This window comes from Actinomycetospora sp. TBRC 11914 (assembly GCF_012933465.1).
Lineage (GTDB): Bacteria > Actinomycetota > Actinomycetes > Mycobacteriales > Pseudonocardiaceae > Actinomycetospora.
In genome coordinates, this window is record NZ_JABBND010000001.1 from 828795 (window position 1) to 851376 (window position 22582).

Genomic DNA, 22582 nt, shown 5'->3' on the forward strand with positions numbered 1-22582 from the left:
GGACGCGGGTGGCCACCACCCTGGCGCTGGTCCTCGGGGCGGCGCTCGTCCCGGGCGGGACGGCGTGGGCGATCGCCGGGAGCGAGTCGTGGGCCGCGGAGCTCTCGGTCGGCGGCGGGGACGACGCGAACGTCGTCGCCCGCGACGGCGCGATCCGGCTCGCCGACACGAGCCCGCGCACGACGTCGACCGGGCCCGCACCCGCCGAGGGCGAGCTCCTCCTCCCGCCGCGGCGGGTCGCCGCCGTGACCGACCGGGTCGCCGCCGACGCCACGGCCGACCGTCCGGCCGGGTCCGACGTCGTCGTCGCGGTCCGCGGGCTGCGCAGCGACGGGTCGTGGAGCCAGTGGACCACCGCGTCGTCGTCGGCCCCCGCGCTGCTGCCCGAGGCCACGCTCCAGGTCCAGGTGCGGGTCACGCTCGTCGCCGGGACCGGTGGCGCGTCCCCCGCCCTGCGGCGGCTCTGGCTGACCGCCGACCGTGCCCCGGCCACCACACCGCCGCCGGCGACCGACGCCCTCACCGCGCGCGTGTTCGCGACCCGGGTCGGGCTCGTCGGGCACAGGACCGCCAACGGCCACCGTGTGGTCGCCGACGACCGCTTCGTCGCGCTGCCCTCGCGCCGCGGGCTCGGCGCGGACGGCAGCGGCGACTACACGGTGCAGGTCTGCAGCGAGGCCGGGCGGTGCACGTGGGCCCCGGTGTGGGACGTCGGGCCGTGGAACACCCGCGACGACTACTGGTCGACGCCCGCGACGCGGGAGGACTATGGCGACCTGCCGCGCGGGCTCCCCGAGGCGCAGGCCGCGGCCCTCGACCACTATGCGGGCGGGCGCGACGCCTCGGGCCGCACCGTGTCGAACCCGGCCGGCATCGACCTCGCCGACGGGACCTTCACCCGCGACCTCGGTCTCCGCGACAACTCCTGGGTCCAGGTGACCTACCTGTGGACCGGCACCGGCCGGTCGGGCACCGCCCGCGGCGGCGCGCCGGTCACCGTCCGGGCCTCGGCCGCCGCCGACGGCCGGGACGTCGGGGTGGTCGCCCCGCACGCCCGGGTGCCGGTGCAGTGCGCGACCGCCTCACCGGCCGTGGCGGCCCGGGCGGGCACGAGCCCACCGGGCTGGCTGCGCCTCGGATCCGACCGGTACGTCCCCGCCGACGCCCTGGAGGTCAGCGATGTCCCCACGTGCTGACGCCGTGCCCGGCTGCCCGCGCTGCACGCTGCGGCGGGGCGGCGTCGCGGCCGCCCTCGCCGTCGGGCTCCTGATCAGCGGCGGAGGGGTCGCGCTGGGGGTCACCGCGACCACCCCGGCCTCCGTGCCGGCCACGGGCAGCACGACGTCCGGGGAGTCGTGGGCGGCCGAGCTCGCGCTCGACGGCGGCGACGACGCGGGCCTCGTGCTCTCCGACGGCGGGGTGCGGCTGGCCGCGCCGGGCGCGCCGGGGCGGCCGGCCACGGGCGTGCTCACCCTCGCCCCGCGGCGGCTCGCCGCACCCACCACCGGGCTCGCCGGTGTGCTCACCGCCGACGTCCCGGCGGGCACCGCCGTGGACGTGCAGGCCCGCGGTCTCGGCGCGCGCGGGGTGTGGGGCGACTGGCTGCCGCTGCGGGCCGGGACGCCCGCCCGCTTCGCGGCGCCGACGGTCGACGTCCAGGTGCGGCTGCTGCTGCGCGGCTCCGCGGACGGCACGGCCTCGCCGGTGGTGCGGGAGGTGTGGCTGACGGCGACGGGTGCCGCGGCGACGACCACCACGAGGCCGAGGCCGACCACGACGACGACCACGACCTCGCCGAGGCCGACGACGAAGCCCACGACGACGAGGCCCACGACGACGAAGCCCACGACGACGACCACGAGGCCGCCGCGTCCCGTGCCGCCGCCCGGTCCTCCGAAGCCACCGGGGCCGCCCAAGCCGCCGGGGCCCCCGAAGCCGCCACCGCCGAAGCCCACCCCGACCACGACCACCACCACGACCACCAAGCCGCCGCTCGTCGTGGTCCCGCCGGTGACGGTGCCCCCGGTGACGGTGCCGCACGTCCTCCCCGCCTTCGCCCTGGCGCGGACGACGACCACCACCACGCCCCCGCCGACCACGACCACGACCGCTCCGACGAGCACGACGACCACCACGGCGGCCCCCACGACACCGACCACGACCACCACGCCCCCGACCACCACGACGACGCCATCCCCCACGACGCCCCCGATCAAGGCCCCGTGGGACGCCGCGATCGCCACCACCGGCCTGCAGGGGTTCAAGGATACGCCGTACAACGTCACCGGGAAGGCGAGCGTGGAGGTCGTCGACGGCCCGCCGAAGGCGATCCGCTTCACCGTCCCGAGCGGCTCGCAGCGCGCCGAGATCGAGCCCGACGTGCCCGAGTTCCGCGAGGGCCAGACCCGGTTCTTCCGGCTCACCTACGTGCTGCCCGCGTCCTTCCCGACCGAGCCGTCGGGCTTCCAGCTCGCCAGCCAGTGGAAGAACGACGGCGAGGGCTCCCCGCCGGTGGAGCTGCGGATCGAGAAGGGGAAGTTCGTCCTCGGCGGCGGCTACGGCCGGCCCGGCGGCTCCCGCCTGTTCGCCACGGACATCGGGCCGGTGGTCACCGGGCGACCGGTGGAGCTCGTCGTCGGGATCACCTTCTCCTCCGACCCCGCCAAGGGCCGCGTCGACGTCTGGGAGGACGGCCGGCAGGCGGTCACCGGGTTCCGGCCGCCCGGCGGCACGCTCTACCCGGGCGCGTCGAGCTACTGGAAGGTCGGGCTCTACCGGGACACCGGGAACGCCGGCACCGCGACCGCCGACCTCACCGCCGCCGCCATGGGCACCAGCTACGACGCGGTGGACTGAGGCGCGGACAGCACGACGAGCTCGCCGTCGACGAGGCCGTCGTCGACCTCGACGCCCTGCGGGCCGGTGAGCCCGAGGGTCACCGCCTGCCGCCGCGTGCCGTCGGGCCCGCGCACGAGCACCGTGGCGCCGCCGGGCCCTGACCGCTGCACCGCGGCGGCCGGCACCACGAGGACCCCGGTGTGCCGCTCGAGGACGACGGTGACCTCGACCGGCTGACCGATCCGGGCCGTCGTCGGGAGCGCGGCGTCGACGACGACGCGGTAGCGCCCGTTCGGACCGGGCGCCGGCGCCACGTCGGCGACGGTGCCGGACAGGGCCGCGCCGCCGTCCACGCGGACCACGGCCTCCTGCCCACCCGCGACCCCGGCGACGTCCCCGGGGCCGATCCCGGCGGCGACGACGAGCGAGGAGAGGTCCGCGACGCTCACCGCGGCCGGCGACGTGGCCGTCACCCGGTCGCCCGGGTGCAGCGCCACGCCGATGACGGTGCCGTCCTGCGGCGCGCGCAGGACCGTCGCGTCCACCTGCCGGTCGGCCTCGGTGGTGCCGGCGCGGTCGGTGGCGATCGCGGCGTCGAGCCGGGCGAGGGCGACGGGGTCGGGCACCGGGACGGCCGCCGCGGCGTCGCGGGCGCGCTGGTCGGCCGTGAGGGTCGCGGTGGCCGCGGCCGCCCGCGCCCGGGCCGTCCCGTCGTCGAGGGTGGCCAGGACGTCGCCCGCGCGCACGGTCGACCCGATGGTCACCCGCAGGGAGGCGACGGTCCCGTCGACGGTGAAGGCGACGTCCGCCGCGGAAGCGCTCGCCACGAGACCGGGCGCGCCGACCTGGGCCGTCACGGTCCCCCGCACCACCGGCACCGTCGTGCCCGGCGCGGGTGCCGCGTCGCCGCCGAGCACGAGCAGGCCCACCACCGCCGCGGCGACGACCAGCGCGAGCAGCCCGAGCAGGGGGCGGCGGCGCCGGGACGGACGCCGTGGAGGGGGCGGGACCGCCGGCGCGACGACCGTGGTGGCGCCGGCGGAGGGCACGCCGCCGACGGTAGTGACCGGGGTGTCCGGCGGGCCGGACGCGCGAATCCGTCGGCGTGTCACTCGGACGGGCGATCTCCCGTCCCGCGACAGGTCATCGGCCCGGGGCCTGCCGCGTGCGGACCCGCGAGCGCGGGTCGGCCCCGTCCGTTCGCACGGTGCGCGCCCGGCCGGCCCCGCAGCTGCGTCGGTGGCGCGAGCGGCGTCCCGCATCTGCGGATCACGCCTGCGACCTGCGACGATGCTCCTCACACGGTCCGGCCTGACACGGTTATCGTGGCGGTGATGACCATCCTCGACCTCGGCGTCCCGACCGTTCCGGCCCCCGGCGCGGACCGCGTCGACACCTCCGACCGTCCGCGCGACGGCCGTCTGGTCGACCGCTTCGGCCGGGTCGCGACCGACCTGCGCATCTCGCTGACCGACCGCTGCAACCTGCGCTGCACCTACTGCATGCCCGCCGAGGGTCTGGAGTGGATGCCGACGGAGGAGGCCCTGACCGACGACGAGGTGGTCCGCCTCGTCCGGATCGGCGTCGAGGAGCTCGGGGTCCGCGAGATCCGGTTCACCGGCGGCGAGCCGCTGCTGCGGAAGGGCCTCGAGGACATCGTCGCCGCGACGGCCGCGCTGCCGCAGCGCCCCGAGACGTCCGTGACCACCAACGCCCTCGGACTCGCCCGGCGCGCCCGCGGGCTCGCCGCCGCCGGGCTGGACCGGGTGAACGTCTCGCTCGACACCCTGCGCCCCGAGCGGTTCGCGGAGATCACGCGTCGCGACCGGCTGGACGACGTCCTCCACGGCCTGGCCGCGGCCCGCGACGCCGGGCTCGGACCGATCAAGATCAATACCGTGCTGATGCCCGGCCTCAACGACGACGAGGCCCCCGACCTGCTCGCGTGGGCGCTCGCCGAGGGCTTCGAGCTGCGCATCATCGAGCAGATGCCGCTCGACGCCGGCCACTCCTGGCAGCGCGACCGCATGATTACCGCCGACCAGGTCCTCGCGGCCCTCTCCGAGCGCTTCAAGCTCACGCCCGACCCGGCCGAGCGCGGCGGTGCCCCCGCCGAGCGGTTCCTCGTGCCGGGGTACGAGCGTCCCGACGGCGGCCCGGCGCGGGTCGGGATCATCGCCTCGGTGACCCGGCCGTTCTGCGGCACCTGCGACCGCACGCGGCTCACCGCCGACGGCCAGGTCCGGACGTGCCTGTTCGCGCGGACCGAGAACGACCTGCGCGGCCTGCTGCGCGGCGGCGGCTCCGACGCCGAGATCGCGGACGCCTGGCGCGTGGCGATGTGGGGCAAGAAGGCCGGCCACGGGATCGACGATCCGGGCTTCCTGCAGCCCGACCGCCCGATGAGCGCGATCGGGGGCTGATGAGAAGGTGGCATCGATGACCAGTTCGCTGCACAGCCCGGCGGCGCGCGTCGGCGCGACCGGCGCCGACGTGACCGCGACGGTGCGCTACTTCGCCGGCGCGAAGGCCGCGGCGGGGACCGCCGCCGAGGCCGTGACGCTGCCCGCGGGCACCACCGTCGCCGACCTCGTCGCCGCGGTGGCCGCCGACCACGGCGAGGCCCTCGCGCGGGTCCTCGCCGCGTGCAGCCTGCTGCTCGACGGGCTCGCGGTGCACGAGCGCGGCGTCGAGCTCCCCGACGGGGCCACGGTCGACGTGCTACCGCCGTTCGCCGGCGGCTGAGGCCGCAACACCGGCGCGCCCGACGGTGTTCTCCCGGACATGACCGTCGCGCACGAGACCAGGATCGGGACGCTCTACCTCGAGGCGTCCGAGACCGGGCTGACCCTGCTGGGCTTCTCCCCGCCGGAGCGGGCCGCCGACCGCACCGCGGCCGGCGACCGCATCGTCGCCGCCGCCCGCGAGGAGCTGGACGCCTACCTCGAAGGTGACCTGCACGAGTTCACGGTGCCGGTGGACCTGTCGGGGGTCGGCGCCGGACAGCGGACGATCCTCGACGGGCTCGCCCCGGTCGGCTGGGGCCGGACCATCACCTACGGGCAGCTCGCCACCTCGGTGGGACTGCCGGTCTCGGACTCCCGCCGGGTCGGGGGCGCGATGGCCGGCAACCCCGTCGCCATCGTCGTGCCGTGCCACCGGGTGGTCGGCTCCGACGGCTCCCTGACCGGCTACGCGGGCGGGCTGGAGCGCAAGCGGGCCCTGCTCGACCTGGAGGCCGCGGACACCATGCTGTTCTGACCGGGCGTGCTCACCGGGGCATGGTGTTGACCGCGTGGTCGAGCGCCGACCACAGGTACTGGGTCGCGTAGGCCCGGTACGGCCGCCACATCTCGGAGCGGGCGACGAGGTCGCGGTCGCGGTCGGGCAGCCCGAGGTCGCGGGCGGCGACCCGGATGCCGAGGTCGGCCGGCAGGAACGCGTCGGGGTCGCCGAGCGCCCGCATCGCCACCGAGTCGACCGTCCACGGCCCGATCCCGCGCAGGGCGCCGAGCTCCCGGCGGGCGGTGGCGAGGTCCGCGTGCAGGTCGACGGTGCCGTCGGCCAGCGCCGCGACGAGCCCGCGGAGGGTGCGCTTGCGGCTGGCCGGCATCCCGAGCTCGTCGTCGGTGACGGCCGTGAGCTGGTGCGCCGACGGGAAGAGGTGGGTGAGCGACGACCCGGCCGACCCGGGCACCGGCTCCGGTACCGGCGTCCCGTGCGCGGTCACGAGCCGCGCCGCGTGGGTGCGCGCGGCCGCCGTCGAGACCTGCTGGCCGAGCACGGCACGCACCGCGAACTCGTCCGGGTCGGGGTTGCCGGGGACGCGCCGGCCCGGTCCGGCGTCGACGAGGGGGCGCAGGACGTCGTCGGCCCGCAGCACCGCGTCGACGGCGTCGGGGTCGGCGTCCAGGTCGAGGATCCGGCGGGCGAGGTGGGCCGCGACGTCCTCGTCGGCGGGGTCGGTGAGGTGCAGCGTCGCGAGCACCGACGTCCCGACGGGCGGCGGCAGCACGACGATCCCGGGCCCGCCGGGGAGCGCGAGGGTGCGGCGGTAGGCGCCGTCGTGCCACTCCTCCACGCCCGGCACGGCCGTGGCCACGAGGTGCCCGTAGAGGTTGTCCGGGTTGAGCGGCGGGATGAACGCCAGCTCCCGTGTCCGATGGATCCACGACCCGGGGTCCGGCACGGCCCTAGCGTCCCACGCCATGGGTACCGCCACTCCGCAGCCGGCGTTCGTCGGGATCGTCGTCGCCGACATGACCGCCTCGCTCGCCTTCTACCGCGCGCTCGGGATCGAGGTCCCCGACGGTGCCGAGTCCGAGCCGCACGTCAACCTCCCGTTCGGGCCGCTGGTCCTCGCGCTCGACACCGAGGACACGATCCGTGCGTTCGATCCCGACTTCACCCCGCCCACCGGCGAGGGACGGGTCGGGATCGCCTTCGACTGCGGGAGCCCCGCCGCCGTCGACGACACGTACGCGGACCTGACGGGTGCCGGGTACCGCGGCCGCCGGGCCCCCTTCGACGCGTTCTGGGGCCAGCGCTACGCGACGGTGCTCGACCCCGACGGCGTCGGGGTGGACCTCTTCGCGTGGGTCTCCGGATAGTTCAGGGTCCGGCTCGGCTGGTGTAGACGTGTCCGGTCGGGGTGGTGGTCTGCACGGTGTGGGGCTGGTCGCCGAGCCCGTCGTGGACCAGGTGGACGGTCCAGCCGGGGAGTTCGCGGACGAAGTTCCCGCGCGCGCACACCCCGCGGCCGACCGCATGCACGTCGCTCAGGAGCACCTCAGACAAGCAGGAACGACCCCGCGGATGATCAGTGTGCCCCTCGTCGGCGGGGCCGGAGGGCAACGCTGCCGAGGAGCACCTCAGGCACGCCCGAACGACCCCGCCGATGCGCAGTGTGCCCCTCACCGACCGCCCCGGCCCCGCCCGCGCGAGCACCCATTCACAGCCGCGTCGGCGCCCGCCCCGTGAGCGCCCGGCACTCCCGGGCGAGGTGCGGCTGGTCGACGTAGCCGGCGTCGGCCGCGACGTCCGCCCACGCGAGCCCCCGACGGTGCAGCGCGAGCGCGCGCTGCAGCCGCAGGACCCGGCCGAGGTGCTGCGGGCCGTACCCGAACCGGGCGTGGCAGCGACGCTGCAGGGTGCGGGCGGAGAGCCCGGCCCGCGCGGCGATCGCCGTCACCGGGTTCCCGACGGCGGCAGCCGCGAACGCGGCCGGGGCCCAGGGGTCGTCGTCGTGCACCGTCGCCAGCCGCCGCGCCACCCAGCCCCGCAGCGCCGCCACGTCCCCCGCCCCGACGTCCGAGGCGGCCGCCCGGCCCACCACGTCGGCCAGGGGCACCACCCGCCCGGTGAGCTCGTCGGCGGGCACCCCGAGCACCAGCGGGCCGAGGCCGTGGGAGAACCGCACCCCCACGTACCGACCCACGTCGACGCTCTCCCGGGCCGTCGCGTCCGGCCCGGCGACGATCGCCTCGCCGTCGGGACGGACGATCACGTCGAGGCACCCGTCAGGCAGGATCAGCGACGGGCCGGAGGCGTCGCGGGTCCAGGGATGCACGCTGTGCCCGCTGCCCTCACCCATCACCCACCTCCAGGTCCACGATGACGCCGGCGTGGTCGGAGGGCCAGACACCGTCGACCGGCCGGTCGCCGAACACCGCCGAGTGCGCGACCCGGACCGGCACCCGGCCGCGGCCCAGCCCGACGAGCAGGTGGTCGATGCGCACCGGCGGCGAGCCGGTCGCCGCGACGTGCGGGTTGCGGGGGTCCCAGGTCGGCGCGTCGGGATCGGCCGCCCACCGACGGGTGTTGATCAGCAGCAGCCCGGGCTCGGCGGGCGCCGTCAGCAGCCCCTCGAGCAGGCGCATCTCGTCCGAGGCGGCCTCGGCGTTGAAGTCGCCGAGCACGATCGGGGGCAGGTCGGTGCGCGGCGCCGCCGCGACGTGCGCCGCGACCGTCCGGACCTGCTCGCAGCGCAGGGCCGACGCCGGCGTCGACGTGAGGTGGACGGTCACCACGCGGCACGAGCCGGCCGGGGTCGCGACGACGACGTCGAGGAGCATCCGGGCCGGTCCCTCCGAAGCCGGCGCCGGCAGCGTCGTGACGGCCGGTTCACCGAGCGCGCCCCGGGCGAGCACCGCGTTCCCGATCCCGTATGCGTCGGTGCCGGGCAGCGCGGAGCTCCACGACGACGGGTCTCGCGAGGGGCGCAGCGCGACGTGCATGCCGAGCTCGGCGGCCAGCTCGTCGGCGAAGGAGCCCTCGGCGTGCCACCACACCTCCTGCAGCGCGACGACGTCGGCGTCGAGCTCGCGCAGGGCGGCCAGGATCGCGGGGCGACGCCGCTCGGGGTCGCCGTGGCGCCACCACAGGTTCCACGTCGCCACCCGCAGGCGCACGCCGGTCACCCGGTCACGACGTCGCGGTACGAGCGGTACGTCCCCGCCGCGGTCGTCACGGTCTCCGCCGCCAGCACGGCGTTCCCGACGGCCCGCGTGACGGCGTCCGCGCCCGCGGTGAGCAGGGCCTGCAGCCCGGCGAGGTCGGGCGCCGGCCGTTCGGTGGTCGACAGCGCGAAGAACGTGTCCCCGTCGGTCATGCCGTGGGTGGGGCGGACGGCGCGGGCGAGGCCGCTGTGCGCGACGGCGGCGAGCTTGGAGCACTGCGCCACCGACAGCGTCGCGTCGGTCCAGACCGCCCCGATGGTCGTGTTCAGCGTCGGCGGCGCGGCCGCGGCGGCGAGGCGCCCCAACAGCTCCGTCCGATCGTCGGGCAGTGCGGGAGGGACGGCGTCGTCGGCGGTGAGGTGCCGGGCGGCCCACAGCTCACCGGTGCGCGGGTCGACGGCCGAGCCGGCGGCGTTGACGACGCACAGCGCGGTGACGGTGCCGTGCGGTGTCGCCTCCGACGCCGTCCCGACCCCGCCCTTGAGCCCGCCCACCAGCGCCCCGGTCCCCGCACCGACGACACCCTGCGCCGACGGCCCCTCGACGGCTGCCGCGAGCGCGGCCGCGCCCAGGGCGGCGTCGGGACGCGCCCGGAAGTCGCCGCCGCGCCCGAGGTCGAACACCACCGCGGCCGGGACGATGGGCACCACCCACGACCCCGTCGCTCCGCTCGCCCCTGCCTCACCCGGCCCCGGACCGACCGGGAAGCCCACCCCCTGCTCCCCCAGCGCGTCGGTCACCCCGCTGGCCGCGGCGAGGCCGTACGCGGAACCGCCGGAGAGCACCACGGCGTGCACCCGGTCGACGAGCGTGCGGGGGTCGAGCGCGTCGGTCTCCCGCGTGCCCGGACCGCCGCCGCGCACGTCGACGCCGGCCACGGCACCGTCGGGACCCGGCACCACCACGGTGGTGCCGGTCAGGGCGCCGTCGCCGATCCGCTGGGCGTGCCCGACCCGCATCAGACGACCCCGTCCGCGGCGAGCGCGTCGACCTCGTCGGGCGAGAGCCCGAGCTCGCCGTAGACCTCCCGGTTGTCCGCGCCCGGCGCGGTGCCCGCCCGGCGCACGCTGCCCGGCGTCGCGGCGAAGGTCGGGACGACGCCGGGCCCGAGCACGTCCTCGCCGAACCGCTCGTCGTGGTGCGGGACGAGCATGCCCCGGGCGTTGAACTGCTCGTCGTGCACCACCTCGGCGATGGTGTTGATGGGCCCGACGATGACCCCGGCCCCGTCGAGCAGGCGCCGGACCTCCTCGGCCGGGCGGGCCGCCACCCAGGCGGCGACGATGCCGTCGATCTCGTCCTGGTTCTCCCCGCGGGCGACGTGGTCGGCGAACCGCGGGTCCTCGGCGAGCTCGGGGCGGTCCATGACGGCGCAGAGCCGCCGGAAGACGGTGTCCTGGTTGGCCGCGACGACCATCCAGAGCCCGTCGGCGGCCTGGTAGATGTTCGACGGCGCGATCCCGTCGAGCCGGGTGCCGCTCGGCCGCCGGACCCGCCCCAGCTTGTCGTACTCCGGGATGCACGACTCGAGCACCGACAGGCAGGCCTCGGTGATCGCGATGTCGACGACCTGGCCCTTCCCGGTCACCGAGCGCCGGTACAGCGCCGCGAGCACGCCCTGGACGCCGACCATCCCGGCGAGGGAGTCGCCGAGGGAGACCGCGGTGCGCGGCGGCGGCTGGTCGGGGTAGCCGTTGATGCCGCGCAGCCCACTCATCGCCTCGGCCACCGACGCGTAGCCGGGCAGCGAGGCGTACGGACCGGTCTGGCCGTAGCCCGAGACGCGCCCGAGGATGAGCCCGGGGTTCACCGCGGCGAGCCGGTCGTAGCCGAGGTTCCAGCGCTCGAGGGTGCCCGGGCGGAAGTTCTCGACGACGATGTCGGTCCGCTCGACGAGCCGGAGCAGGAGCTCCTGGCCGCGGTCGCTGCGCAGGTCCAGGGTGATGCAGCGCTTGTTGCGGCCGAGCACGGTCCACATGAACCGGTGTCCGTGGTAGTCGCCCTGCCCCCAGTCGCGGACCGGGTCGGGCCGGCCCGGCGGCTCGATCTTCACGACGTCGGCGCCGTAGTCACCGAGGATCCGCGCGGCGAAGGGGCCCGCGATGATCGTGCCCATCTCCAGCACGCGCAGGCCCGCGAGGGGTCCGGGCACGGTCTCGTCGTCGGCGACAGCGGTCATGGTCGACATTCTGGCGCCGTCGGGTCCCCGATGCGTGAACGGCGCCGTCCGCCCGGCCGGCGGCAGCAATGTGCCGTTGCTGCCACTAGCCGGCCCGGGTGCAGACGGGTGGACAGCGCCATCCGCCCGCCCGGTGGCAGCAATGTGCCGTTGCTGCCACCGGGCCGGGCCGGGCCGGGCGGGGCGGCGAGCCGCCGTCGGGATCAGCGGCGCGCGAGCCGGATGATCAGGAAGATCAGCGCGAGCACACCGACACCGGCCGCGACCGGCGCCACCCGCTTGAGCACCGCGTCCCGGGAGGAGTCGAGCAGGTCGATGGCCTCGGCCTGCTGGCGCTTCGGACGCTCGGCCGAGCTCGACCGCGGCGCCTCCGCCACCGGCTGCGGGCCGGCCCCGGACGCGGGCGAGGCGCCGGGCTTGGCCGCCGTCGCGTTCTCCTTGCGGGCCTCGGCGACCGTCGACGCGACCGGCGCGGCCTCGGGGGCGCCCGAGGCGGACGCGACCGGGGTCGGCGCGGCCGGCTGCGACACCGGCGTGGCCTCCCCGGAGACCGGCGCGGCACCGGACGAGGCGGCGGGCGCCGCACCGTTCGACGTGCTCGACGACGACGCCCCCGACGAGGCGGCCGGCGCCGGGGCGTCGGCGAACTCGTCGGCCAGGCAGGACGCGAACTGCCCGAGGATCTTGTCGCCGACGTCGGCCATCACGCCGCGGCCGAACTGCGCGGGCTTCCCGGTCACCTGCATCTCGGTGAGCACGGTGACCTTCGTCTGGCCGCTGCCGGCCTCGCTCATGGTCAGCGTCGCCTTGGCCGAGGCCGTGCCGTTGCCGCGGGAGTCGCGGCCCTGGGCGTCGACCACCACCTTGTGGGCGGTCTTGTCGCGCTCGACGAAGGTGCCCTTGCCCTTGTAGGTCATCGAGATGGGTCCGAGCTTGACCTTCACGGTGCCGGTGAAGTCGTCACCGTCCGCGGAGGTGAGGGTCGCGCCCGGGAAGCAGGGCGTGACCTTCTCGGGGTCGTTGAGGGCGTCGTAGACGGTGTCGATGTCCACCGGGACGGTGAACGTGTTCTCCAGTTGCATGACCAACCTCCATACGGCACGAGGGGCGACACGCGCGAGGCCCGTCGCCGCCCTCGCCCGGAAAATCGAGCGATGAGCGGAGACGGGCCTCGCTGTCGCCCCGATGGGCGGGGACGACGAGGGCTCAGCCGGCCGCGGCGAGCACCGCCCGGCCCGTGAGCACGCGAGCGAGGTGCTCGCGGTAGTCCGAGCCGGCGTCGGCGTCCGACGTGGGGCTGGTGCCCTCGGCGGCGGCCTGCGCGGCAGCGCGGACCGTCTCCTCGGACATCGTCTGCCCGACGAGCGCGGTCTCGACACCCCGCGCCCGGACGGGCGTGCCCGCCATGTTGGTCAGGCCGATGCGGGCGTCGGTGATCGACCCGCCCTCGACCTTGACCGTGGCGGCGACGGCGACGATCGACCAGGCCTGCGCGACCCGGTTGAACTTCTCGTACCGCGCGCCCCAGCCGGTGTACTTCGGGAACCGGATCGCGGTGAGGATCTCCCCGGGGCCGATGGCCGTCGTGAAGTAGTCCTCGAAGAACTCCGCCGCCGGCACCCGCCGCTCACCGTTCTGCCCGACGACGACGAGCTCGGCGTCGAGCGCGAGCGTCGGCGCCGCCAGGTCGCCCGCGGGGTCGGCGTGGGCGAGCGCCCCGCCGAGGGTCCCGCGGTGGCGGACCTGCGGGTCCGCGACCGTCTTCGTGGCCTCCTGGATCAGGGCCACGTGCTGGGCGAGCAGGTCGTCGCGGGTGACCTCGTGGTGGGTCGTCATGGCCCCGACCACGATCTGGTCGCCCTCCTCGCGCACCCCGCGCAGCTCGGGGATGCCGCCGAGGTCGACCACGAGCGACGGGTCACCCATGCGCAGGCGCAGGACGGGGATGAAGCTCTGGCCGCCGGCCAGGAGCTTCGCGTCGTCGCCGCCCTCGACCAGCGCCTGCACCGCCTCGTCGACCGAGGTCGGCCGGACGTAGTCGAACGATGCCGGGATCACAGGTGCCCTCCCTGGGTGTCGCCCTTCGAGATGTCGCTCGCCGTCGAGCCCAGCCCGGCGCCCGGCGAGGCGACGTCCGCCTCGTCGCCGCGACCGGCGGTGCCCTTGGCCGAGTTGATCGCCGTCCACACCCGGAAGGGCGTGGTCGGCATGTCGATGTCCTTCACGCCGTACTGCCGCACGGCGTCCAGGACCGCGTTCACGACGGCGGGGGTGGAGGCGATGGTGCCCGCCTCGCCCACGCCCTTGACGCCCAGCGGGTTGGTCGTCGAGGGGGTCGCCGTGTTGGCCGTGTCGAAGCTGATCAGGTCGGCCGCCGAGGGCAGCGTGTAGTCGACCAGCGTGCCCGAGAGCAGCGTCCCGGACTCGTCGTACGGCGCCTCCTCGAAGAGCGCCTGGGCGATGCCCTGCGCCAGGCCGCCGTGGACCTGGCCCTCGACGATCAGCGGGTTGATCACCGTGCCGACGTCGTCCACGCAGACGTACTTGTGGAGGTGCACGAACCCGGTCTCGGTGTCGACCTCGACCGCGCACAGGTGGGTGCCGTGCGGGAACGAGAAGTTCTCGGGGTCGAACGTCGCGTGGGCGTCGATATCGGGCTCGATGCCCTCGGGGTAGTCGTGCGCGGCGAACACGGCCAGCGCCACGTCCGCGATGCCCACGCCCTTGTCGGTGCCCTTGACCGTGAACTTGCCGCCCGTGAACTCGAGGTCGTCCTCGGAGGCCTCGAGCATGTGCGCGGCGATCGGCTTGGCCTTCTCGATGACCTTCTCGGCCGCCTTGACCATGGCGATGCCACCGACGGCCAGCGAGCGCGAGCCGTAGGTGTCGAGGCCGCGGTAGGACGACTGGGTGTCGCCGTGGAGGATCTCGACGTCCTCGAAGGCGATCCCGAGCTTGTCCGCCACGATCTGCGAGAAGGCGGTCTCGTGGCCCTGCCCGTGCGGGCTGACGCCGACGACGACCTCGGCCTTGCCGGTGGGCAGCATCCGGATGGACGCGGTCTCCCAGCCGCCGGCGCCGTAGTCCAGCGAGCCGAGCACGCGGGACGGGGCCAGGCCGCACATCTCGGTGAAGGTCGAGATGCCGATGCCGAGCTGCTTGACGTCCCCGCGCTGCCGGCGCTCCTGCTGCTCGCGACGGAGGCCGTCGTAGTCGAACATCTGCAGCGCCTGGTCGGTGGCCGCCTCGTAGTTGCCCGTGTCGTAGGTCAGCGTGCTGACCGTCGTGTACGGGAACTCCTCGTGCTTGATCCAGTTCTTCCGCCGCAGTTCCATCGGCTCGATGCCGAGCTCGACGGCGACCTCGTCCATCATCCGCTCGATACCGAAGGTGGCCTCCGGGCGGCCGGCGCCGCGGTAGGCGTCGGTGAGCGTCTTGGTGGTGAAGACGTTCGTGCAGTCGAAGCGGTAGGCCGGGATCTTGTAGATCGCGTTGAACATGAACGCGCCGAGGATCGGCACGCCCGGCCCGACGAGGCCGAGGTAGGCGCCCATGTCCGCCAGGAGCTTGACGTCGAGGCCCTTGATGATGCCGTCCTTGGTGACGGCGATCGTCAGGTCCTGGATCTGGTCGCGCCCGTGGTGCGCGGTGAGCAGCGACTCCGAGCGGGTCTCGGTCCACTTCACCGGCTTGCCCAGCTTGCGGGCCACCAGGAGGGTGACGACCTCCTCCGGCGCCACCGCGATCTTGCCGCCGAAGCCGCCGCCCACGTCCGGGGCGATGACCCGGAGCTTGTTCTCGGGCAGGCCGAGGGTCAGCGCCAGCATCGTCTTGAGGATGTGCGGCACCTGGGTCGACGACCACATGACCAGCTGCTCGCCGGTCGGGTCGACCACGGTGGAGCGCGGCTCCATGAACACCGGCACGAGGCGCTGCTGACGGAAGCGGCGGTGGATGACGACCTGGTCGTCGTCCTTCTCAGCCGCGGACAGGGCCTCGGCCACCGACCCGCCCGAGCCGGCCTCGCCCGAGTCGAACACCCACTGCGCGTTCGCGTTGGTGCCGATCTCCGGGTGGACCAGGGTGGCCCCGTCCTTGAGGGCGTCCTCCATGTCCAGCACCGGCTCGAGCTCGGCGTAGTCGACCTCGACCAGCTCGGCGGCGTCCTTGGCGATCGCCGCGGAGCGCGCCACGACGACGGCCACGCCCTCGCCGGCGAAGTTGACCCGGCTGCCGGCCAGGGCCGGCCGCTGGGGCGCCTTCATGTCCTTGGTGATCGGCCAGGCGCAGGGCAGCTGAACCGCGTCGGCACCGATGTCGGCGGCCGTGTAGACCCCGACCACGCCCGGGACCTGCTTCGCGGCGCTGGTGTCGATGCCCTGGATCTCGGCGTGGGCGAACGGGCTGCGCACGATCGAGAGGTGCAGCAGGCCGGTGATGGCCTGGTTGTCGGTCCACCGGGTGCGCCCGGTGATGAGCCGACGGTCCTCCTTGCGGCGACGGTCGCGCCCGATCTCCGGAGCCGGCGCGTTCGTCGGGTTCTCGGTCGTCGTCATGTCAGGCTCCCCCGCCCGCGACGGGCTGCGCGGCCGACGACGAGGTCGACGCGTGGGCCCCCGGCTTCATCTTCTGGGCGGCGTCCTGCACGGCCCGGACGATGTTCTGGTAGCCCGTGCACCGGCAGAGGTTCCCCTCGATGCCCTCGCGGACCTCGTGCTCGGAGGGGTCCGGGTTGTCGCCGAGGAGGTCGATCGACTGCATGATCATGCCCGGCGTGCAGTAGCCGCACTGCAGGGCGTGGTTGTCGTGGAACGCCTGCTGGACCGGGTGCAGCTGGCCGTCGCGCTCGAGACCCTCGACGGTGAGGACCTCGCTGCCGTTGGCCTGCACGGCCAGCACGGAGCAGGACTTCACCGACAGACCGTCGAGGTGCACGGTGCAGGCACCGCAGTTGCTGGTGTCGCAGCCGATCACCGTGCCGGTCTTGCCGAGGCGTTCCCTCAGGTACTGCACGAGCAGCATGCGGGGCTCGACGTCGTCCTCGTAGACGAGGCCGTCGACGGTGGTCCGGATGCGTGCCATGGATTCACTCCTTCACACGCCCGAGCCCGCGGTCCGCGGGACTCCGAGGGGCGAGCACGTCGTCGTGGTGGTGGTCCCGTCGTGTCGGGCAGCCCGTTCGGGCAGGGGCCTCGGGCACCCGCCCGGCACGACGACGCCGTCACGCCCGTCAGCGTGGTGGCGGCCACATCACACCCCCGAGATCGTCTCGGCGCAACGCCCCGCCGGGGTGCGTCGCCGTCGCCGTCCCCCCTGGTCACGGCGCCGCCCGCACCCGAACCCGAAGATGCGGATGCAGGTGACGGATGACTCCGCAGGTGCGACGCCGGAGGGGTGGTAACCGGACGGACACGCAGTGGGGTCGCGCAAAATGGGGCGGTCCGGGCAGCGAAGTGCCCCTCCGAACGGAGGGGCATGCCTCACCCCGACCTCATGCCCCCGCCGGGGGTCGGCGGTCGTCGCGCAGACCGGCGCGCCGCCGGTAGCTGCCGGGGGGTTCGTGGTAGCGGAGCTTGAAGGCCCGGCTGAACGACGCCAGGTCGGCGAACCCGCACGCGCACGCGATCTCGGTCAGGGAGAGCCCGGCGTCGCGGGGGTCGAGCAGGCGGCGGCGGGCGTGCTCGAGGCGGCGCCGCCGGACCAGGGCGCCGACGGTCTCCTCGGCGTCGGCGAACACCCGGTGCAGGGCCCGGACGGAGATGAAGTGGGCGCGGGCGATGTCCTCCGGCCCGAGCGCGGGGTCCTCGAGGTGCTCCGCGACGTAGGCGTCGACCCGCCGGCGCAGGTCGGCCGCGCTGCTGGGGGAGAGCACGTCCCCGCGGCGCAGCGACTCCCCGACGGCGGTCCCGAGCAGGGCGGCGAGCTGCCCGGCGAGCCGGCCGCCGCCCGCGTCGCTCAGCGCCGGCGGCGACAACGCGGTGTCCGCCAGGGCGTGCCCGACGATCGCGCCGAGGCGGTCGCCGCCGAGGGTCCGGGCGGTCGCCGCGCGCGTCACGTCCCCGCCGAGCGCCACCAGCTCGCGCGGCCACGTCAGGACCAGCAGCTTCCACGGGCCGTCGAAGTGCCAGGTGAACGGCCGGTCGGTCTCGTACACCGCGTAGGCGCCGCGTCCGAGCACCGCCTGCCGGCCGTCCTGCTCCAGCACCGCGGTGCCCTCGGCGACCATCCCGACCTGGAGGTAGGTGTGCGGATCGTGCCGGGCGAGCCCCGGGGTGCGGTGGGCGCTCTGGGGCGCCGAGCTGACGACGGCGGCCGAGAGGTGCCCGACCAGCGTGCTGCGGACCCGGCTCGGGAAGGGGCCGTCGCGGTCCACGTCGTCGACGTCGAGCGCGACGAAGTGCTCGCGCAGCATGTCGCACCAGGGGGCGACGCCCTCGGTCTCGTCCGCCGCGCTGCGGTTGGCGTACTCGGGCCCGGTGTCCGGGAAGGGCCCGACGGGACAGGGTTCTCGAGTCACCGAGGAGCTCCCGGTCAGGTGGAGGATCAGTCGACGTTAGGACCCTCCCCGGAACCCGTCAACGACCGGTGACGGGCATCTGGCGCTCTGCGACAAGCGTGCCGCGCTCCCCCGCGGCCACCATCTGCCCGCCCACGGTCGAGGACGACCCCACTCCCGCGGACCACCACCCGAGGAGCCCTCCGTGACGACGATCGACGTCCCGCTGACGCCCACCACCACGACGGTGCGCGGCGCCTGCCCCCACGACTGTCCCGACACCTGCGCGATGCTCGTGACCGTCGAGGACGGCCGCGCCACCAAGGTCGCCGGCGACCCGGACCACCCGTTCACCCGCGGCGGCCTGTGCGTCAAGGTCAACAACTACCCGGACAAGACCTACAGCCCCGACCGGCTGCTGCACCCGATGCGCCGCGTCGGGCCGAAGGGCAGCGGGCGCTTCGAGCAGGTCTCGTGGGACGAGGCCCTCGACACGATCGCGGACACGTTCCGCGCGAAGATCGCCGAGCACGGGTCCGAGACGGTCATGCCGGTCAGCTACCTCGGCAACCAGGGAGTCCTCCACGGACTGACCGTCGGCGACGCGTTCTTCAACCGCCTCGGCGCCACCGTCTCGGAGCGGACGTACTGCGACTCCGGCTCCTGCACCGCGTACGCCGCCACCATCGGCGCGACCGCGGGGGTCGACCCGGAGAGCTTCGTCCACTCCCGCTACATCATCATCTGGGCGACCAACACGATCTCGACGAACCTGCACCTCTGGCCGCTCATCGCCGAGGCCCAGAAGCGGGGCGCGAAGGTCGTCTGCATCGACCCGATGCGCCACCGCACCGCGCAGCGCGCCGACTGGTACATCCCGATCCGGCCGGGCACCGACGGCGCGCTCGCGCTGGCGATGATGCACGTGATCATCGGCGAGGGCCTGCACGACGAGGCCTACGTCCGCGACCACACCGAGGGGTTCGACGAGCTCGCCCAGCGGGTGGTGCAGTACACCCCGGAGTGGGCGTCGCGGGAGACCGGCATCCCGGCCGAGGACATCCGCACGCTCGCGCGCGAGTACGCGACCACCGACCCGGCGGTCATCCGGATCGGCGTCGCCATCGAGCGCCACGCCGGCGGCGGCCAGACCGTGCGCTCGATCGCCTGCCTGCCCGCGCTGGTCGGGGCCTGGCGCCACGTCGGCGGCGGGCTGCTGCAGCTGCCGCTGTGGGCCCACCCGGTGAACTGGCCGGCCTTCGTGCACCCGGAGTACCGGCCCCCGGGCACGCGCGTGGTCAACCAGTTCCTGCTCGGCCGGGCGCTCACCGGGGAGCTGGCCCTCGACCCGCCCGTCACCGCGCTGATGGTCTACAACTCCAACCCGATGGTCGTGTCCCCCGAACAGGACAAGATCGCGCGGGGGCTCGCCCGTGAGGACCTGTTCACCGTGGTCAGCGACCACTTCCTCACCGACACCGCCCGCTACGCCGACATCGTGCTGCCCGCCACCACGGCGCTCGAGCAGCACGACATCATGTTCAGCTGGGGGCACTTCTACGTCACCCTGAACACCCCGGCCGTCGAGCCGGAAGGGGAGTCGATCCCGAACACCGAGCTCTTCCGCCGGCTGGCGGCGCGCATGGGCTTCGACGAGGAGTACTTCCGGCTCACCGACGAGGAGCTGCTGGCGCAGGCCTACGACTGGTCGGCCCCCGCGATGGAGGGCATCACGCTCGACTCGCTGCGCGAGACCGGCTGGGCACGCCTGAACCTGCCCAGCGCCGACGAGTACCGGCCCCACGCGGACGGCGGCTTCCCGACGCCGTCCGGGAAGACCGAGTTCCGCAGCTCGGCGCTCGAGGCGATGGGCAACTTCGTCGTGAACCTGTTCCGGCAGCTCTCCGACGACCACCAGCCCGGCACCCCGGTCGACCCGCTCCCGCACTACGTCGCCCCGCGCGAGACCGCCGAGGTGTACCCCCTCAACCTGCTCTCGCCGAAGTCGCACGCGTACATCAACTCCAGCGCGGGCGACCAGGCCATGCAGAAGCGGGTCCAGGGCGAGCAGACGCTGACGATCCACCCCCAGGACGCCGACCTGCGGGGGATCGAGGAGGGCCGCTACGTCGAGATCTCGAACGACCGCGGCCGCTTCGTCGCCCTCGCGCACCTCTCGGTGGACGTCGCGCCCGGCGTCGTGGTCTGCCCCATGGGGTCGTGGCCCAAGAACGCGAAGGAGGGCGGCACCGTGAACGCGGTGAACCCCTTCGTGTTCGCCGACCTCGGCAACGCGCCGACCTTCTCCGACACCCGTGTGGAGGTCCGCCTGGTCTGAGACCGGAGCGGGGGTGGTCGTCGCGGACCTACACTCCGGGGCCGCGATGACCTCCCCCCGGCCTCCCAGACTCCCCGACGGCTGGACCGTCCGACCCGACCCGCGCACCTGGCGGGTCGACGGCGGGGCGACGTGGATCGGGGGCTCGCCACCGCGGGTGCTCCGGCTCTCGGCGGCCGCGCGGTCACGGCTCGACGGGCCCGAGCTCGTCGTCACCGACGCCACCACCGCGGCGCTCGCCCGGCTCCTCGCCGACGCGGGCGTCGCCCACCCCGACCCGGCGCGGGCTCCCCGCGCGCCGGGCCCCGGGGAGGTCACCGTCGTGGTCCCGGTCCGCGACCGACCCGCGGAGCTCGAGCGGCTGCTCACCGCGGTGGTCGCGACGGCGCCCGGGCTGGGCGGGATCGTCGTCGTCGACGACGGATCGGGCGACCCGGCGGCGACCGGGGCCGTCGTCGCCCGGCACGGCGGCCGGGTGGTGCGCCACCGGTCGTCGCGGGGCCCGTCGGCGGCACGCAACACCGGGGCGCGTGCCTCGACGACGCCGGTCGTCGCCTTCCTCGACTCCGACGTCGTCCCCGAGCCCGGCTGGCTGACGACGCTGCTGGGGCACCTCGGCGACCCGGCGGTCGGGGCGGTGGCCCCGCGGATCACGGCGTGGGCCGCTCCGGACGCGGGCGAGGACGCGGTGAGCCGCTACGAACGCCGGCGGTCGTCGCTCGACCTCGGCGCCCGGCCCGCGCCGGTGACCGCGCGGTCGCGGGTGGCGTACGTGCCGAGCGCGGCGCTGGTGGTGCGGCGCTCGGCGTTCGGCGAGGGGTTCCGCGAGGACATGCCGGTGGCCGAGGACGTCGACCTGGTGTGGCGGCTGGCGGCGGCCGGGTGGCGGCTGCGCTACGAGCCGGCGGCGCGGGTGGCCCACGAGCACCGGGCGGGCGTGCGGGCCTGGCTGGAGCGCAAGGCGTTCTACGGGACCGGCGCGGCGCCCCTGGCCCGGCAGCACCCCCGCCGGGTGCCGCCGGTGGCGCTGGCGCCCTGGACCGCGGCGGCGATGACGTTGCTGGGGGTGCAGCGCCGCTGGTCGGTGGCCGCGGCGGGCGCGGTGACGGTGCTGGCGACGGCGCGGCTCGCCCGGGGCCTGCGGAAGCCGGACGAGCCGTGGGTGTCGGTCGGGGACGGCTCGCGACGACGGGGCTCTCCTGCCACTGGACGCCGGCGACGACGCTTCGCTGTCACCGGCCCGGTCCCGCTTGCCCTCGTGCTCGCGCCGTGGGGGCTGGGCGGGGCGGCGTGGCAGGCGGCCGGCGCGCTGACCCGCCACTGGTGGCCCGCGGCCGTGGTGGGTGCGATCGTGAGCAGGCGCGTGCGGCGGGCGCTGGTGCTCGCCGCCGTCGTCGAGGGCCTCGCCGACTGGCTGCGCTTCCGCGACCCCTCCGCCGGCCCCCTCGACGCGCTCGCGCACGTCGCCGCGCACCGCGCCGACGACCTCGCCTACGGCGCCGGGCTCTGGTGGGGCGCCTGGCGCCACCGCACGGCCGCACCGTTGTGGCCGGACCTCTCCGGGAAGGGACCCGATGGCTGAGCTGCCCGTCGTCCTGACCGTCGCGGTCGGCGTCCCGGTCGAGATGGACGGCCCGAAGGACCGGCGCACACTCACCGCCTACGGCAAGACTCCGGTGGCGGGCCGGGTCGCGGTGCTCGCCGACCACCTCGCGGGCGACCGGCAGGCCGACCGCGAGAACCACGGCGGTCCGCACAAGGCGGTCTACGCCTACGCCGACGAGGACGTCGCGTGGTGGCGGCGCGAGCTCGACCGGCCGGTCGCGACGCAGACGTTCGGGCAGAACCTCACGACGGCGGGTCTCGACCTGCGGGCGGCCGTCGTCGGCGAGCACTGGCGGATCGGCACCGCGGAGTTCGAGGTGGCCCAGCCCCGCATCCCCTGCTTCAAGCTCGGCCTGTTCGCCGACGACCCGACGATGCCCCGCCGGTTCGTCGCCGCCGTCCGGCCCGGGGCCTACCTGCGGGTGGTGCGGACCGGTCACGTCGCGGCCGGCGACCCCGTCGAGGTCGTCGACCGCCCCGCCCACGGCGTGACCCTCGCCGAGGTGTTCACCGTCTACCACCACGAGCGCGCCCGGGCCGCGACGCTCCTCGACGTCCCCGAGCTCGCCCCGATGTACCACCGATGGGCCAGGGAGCGGCTCGCCCGTTCCCACACAAGGTGAGACAACTGCCCGATTTCGCACGCCGTGGTTAATCTGAAAGAGTGG

The 22582-nt window shown here is 75.2% G+C and carries 21 protein-coding genes; 9 read left to right on the forward strand and 12 right to left on the reverse strand.

The features are described from left to right. The first annotated feature begins 8 nt into the window (after positions 1-8). Positions 9-1196, forward strand: a complete 1188-nt coding sequence (locus tag HH311_RS03965) for a hypothetical protein (protein WP_169182208.1) — start codon at positions 9-11, stop codon at positions 1194-1196. Then, a complete protein-coding gene (locus HH311_RS03970) occupies positions 1180-2856 on the forward strand; it encodes a heparin lyase I family protein (protein WP_169182209.1) in 1677 nt (558 codons plus the stop codon). Before HH311_RS03965 ends, HH311_RS03970 begins: the two co-directional genes overlap by 17 nt. Here the strand turns inward: HH311_RS03970 and HH311_RS03975 are convergent. Then, entirely contained in the window at positions 2838-3887 is a 1050-nt protein-coding gene (locus HH311_RS03975) for an HlyD family efflux transporter periplasmic adaptor subunit (RefSeq protein WP_169182210.1), read from the reverse strand. The two genes, HH311_RS03970 and HH311_RS03975, sit on opposite strands and share 19 nt — an antisense overlap. Before the next feature lie 285 nt (positions 3888-4172). On the opposite strand from HH311_RS03975, the gene moaA reads away from it, so the two are divergent. Genes moaA through HH311_RS03990 form a run of 3 tightly spaced genes read left to right on the forward strand, consistent with a single transcriptional unit; the run spans position 4173 to position 6099 of the window. After that, positions 4173-5261 carry a GTP 3',8-cyclase MoaA gene (gene moaA, locus HH311_RS03980; RefSeq protein ID WP_169182211.1) on the forward strand — a complete coding sequence of 363 codons (1089 nt, stop codon included), beginning with the start codon at positions 4173-4175 and terminating at the stop codon, positions 5259-5261. A 16-nt stretch (positions 5262-5277) separates the two neighbouring features. Further along, positions 5278-5583, forward strand: coding sequence for a MoaD/ThiS family protein (locus HH311_RS03985; protein WP_169182212.1), 306 nt, complete (start codon positions 5278-5280; stop codon positions 5581-5583). A gap of 39 nt (positions 5584-5622) precedes the next feature. Next, complete coding sequence (locus HH311_RS03990; protein WP_169182213.1) at positions 5623-6099, forward strand: methylated-DNA--[protein]-cysteine S-methyltransferase; 477 nt, start codon at positions 5623-5625, stop codon at positions 6097-6099. A gap of 10 nt (positions 6100-6109) precedes the next feature. Here HH311_RS03990 and HH311_RS03995 read toward each other — a convergent pair whose 3' ends face one another. Further along, positions 6110-7027 (reverse strand): AlkA N-terminal domain-containing protein, encoded by a 918-nt coding sequence (locus HH311_RS03995; RefSeq protein ID WP_312029932.1) that lies wholly within the window; start codon positions 7025-7027, stop codon positions 6110-6112. Between the two features lie 19 nt (positions 7028-7046). On the opposite strand from HH311_RS03995, the gene HH311_RS04000 reads away from it, so the two are divergent. After that, complete coding sequence (locus tag HH311_RS04000) at positions 7047-7448, forward strand: VOC family protein (RefSeq protein WP_169182215.1); 402 nt, start codon at positions 7047-7049, stop codon at positions 7446-7448. A gap of 1 nt (position 7449) precedes the next feature. On the opposite strand, the gene HH311_RS04005 is transcribed toward HH311_RS04000, so the two are convergent. From HH311_RS04005 to HH311_RS04050, 10 genes are all read right to left on the reverse strand, one after another. Further along, positions 7450-7635 (reverse strand): hypothetical protein, encoded by a 186-nt coding sequence (locus HH311_RS04005; RefSeq protein WP_169181567.1) that lies wholly within the window; start codon positions 7633-7635, stop codon positions 7450-7452. Between the two features lie 154 nt (positions 7636-7789). Then, positions 7790-8431: a helix-turn-helix domain-containing protein gene (locus HH311_RS04010; RefSeq protein WP_169182216.1), complete on the reverse strand. Its 642-nt coding sequence runs from the start codon at positions 8429-8431 to the stop codon at positions 7790-7792. Then, entirely contained in the window at positions 8424-9257 is an 834-nt protein-coding gene (locus HH311_RS04015) for an endonuclease/exonuclease/phosphatase family protein (protein WP_312029933.1), read from the reverse strand. Before HH311_RS04015 ends, HH311_RS04010 begins: the two co-directional genes overlap by 8 nt. Next, on the reverse strand, positions 9254-10255 hold the full coding sequence (locus HH311_RS04020) for a P1 family peptidase (protein ID WP_169182217.1): 1002 nt from the start codon (positions 10253-10255) through the stop codon (positions 9254-9256). Before HH311_RS04020 ends, HH311_RS04015 begins: the two co-directional genes overlap by 4 nt. Next, positions 10255-11475, reverse strand: a complete 1221-nt coding sequence (locus HH311_RS04025) for a CaiB/BaiF CoA-transferase family protein (RefSeq protein WP_169182218.1) — start codon at positions 11473-11475, stop codon at positions 10255-10257. Before HH311_RS04025 ends, HH311_RS04020 begins: the two co-directional genes overlap by 1 nt. Positions 11476-11678: 203 nt before the next feature. Further along, positions 11679-12557, reverse strand: coding sequence for an SRPBCC family protein (locus HH311_RS04030; protein ID WP_169182219.1), 879 nt, complete (start codon positions 12555-12557; stop codon positions 11679-11681). A gap of 124 nt (positions 12558-12681) precedes the next feature. Further along, the gene (locus HH311_RS04035; protein ID WP_169182220.1) at positions 12682-13533 is read right to left on the reverse strand and encodes a xanthine dehydrogenase family protein subunit M; all 852 of its coding nucleotides are present in this window, start codon (positions 13531-13533) and stop codon (positions 12682-12684) included. After that, positions 13530-16031, reverse strand: a complete 2502-nt coding sequence (locus tag HH311_RS04040; protein ID WP_169182221.1) for a xanthine dehydrogenase family protein molybdopterin-binding subunit — start codon at positions 16029-16031, stop codon at positions 13530-13532. The genes HH311_RS04035 and HH311_RS04040 overlap by 4 nt, the downstream gene beginning before the upstream one ends. A 1-nt stretch (position 16032) precedes the next feature. Continuing rightward, a complete protein-coding gene (locus tag HH311_RS04045) occupies positions 16033-16557 on the reverse strand; it encodes a (2Fe-2S)-binding protein (RefSeq protein WP_169182222.1) in 525 nt (174 codons plus the stop codon). 409 nt (positions 16558-16966) lie between these two features. Further along, complete coding sequence (locus HH311_RS04050) at positions 16967-17992, reverse strand: helix-turn-helix domain-containing protein (protein ID WP_169182223.1); 1026 nt, start codon at positions 17990-17992, stop codon at positions 16967-16969. A 184-nt stretch (positions 17993-18176) separates the two neighbouring features. Here HH311_RS04050 and HH311_RS04055 point away from each other — a divergent pair, with 184 nt between their 5' ends. The 3 genes from HH311_RS04055 to HH311_RS04065 are packed head-to-tail and all read left to right on the forward strand — an operon-like array spanning position 18177 to position 22537. Further along, the gene (locus HH311_RS04055) at positions 18177-20309 is read left to right on the forward strand and encodes a molybdopterin-dependent oxidoreductase (RefSeq protein ID WP_169182224.1); all 2133 of its coding nucleotides are present in this window, start codon (positions 18177-18179) and stop codon (positions 20307-20309) included. 46 nt (positions 20310-20355) lie between these two features. Beyond that, positions 20356-21891 carry a mycofactocin biosynthesis glycosyltransferase MftF gene (gene mftF, locus HH311_RS04060; RefSeq protein ID WP_169182225.1) on the forward strand — a complete coding sequence of 512 codons (1536 nt, stop codon included), beginning with the start codon at positions 20356-20358 and terminating at the stop codon, positions 21889-21891. Then, positions 21884-22537 carry an MOSC domain-containing protein gene (locus HH311_RS04065; protein WP_169182226.1) on the forward strand — a complete coding sequence of 218 codons (654 nt, stop codon included), beginning with the start codon at positions 21884-21886 and terminating at the stop codon, positions 22535-22537. Before mftF ends, HH311_RS04065 begins: the two co-directional genes overlap by 8 nt. Positions 22538-22582 lie beyond the last annotated feature (45 nt).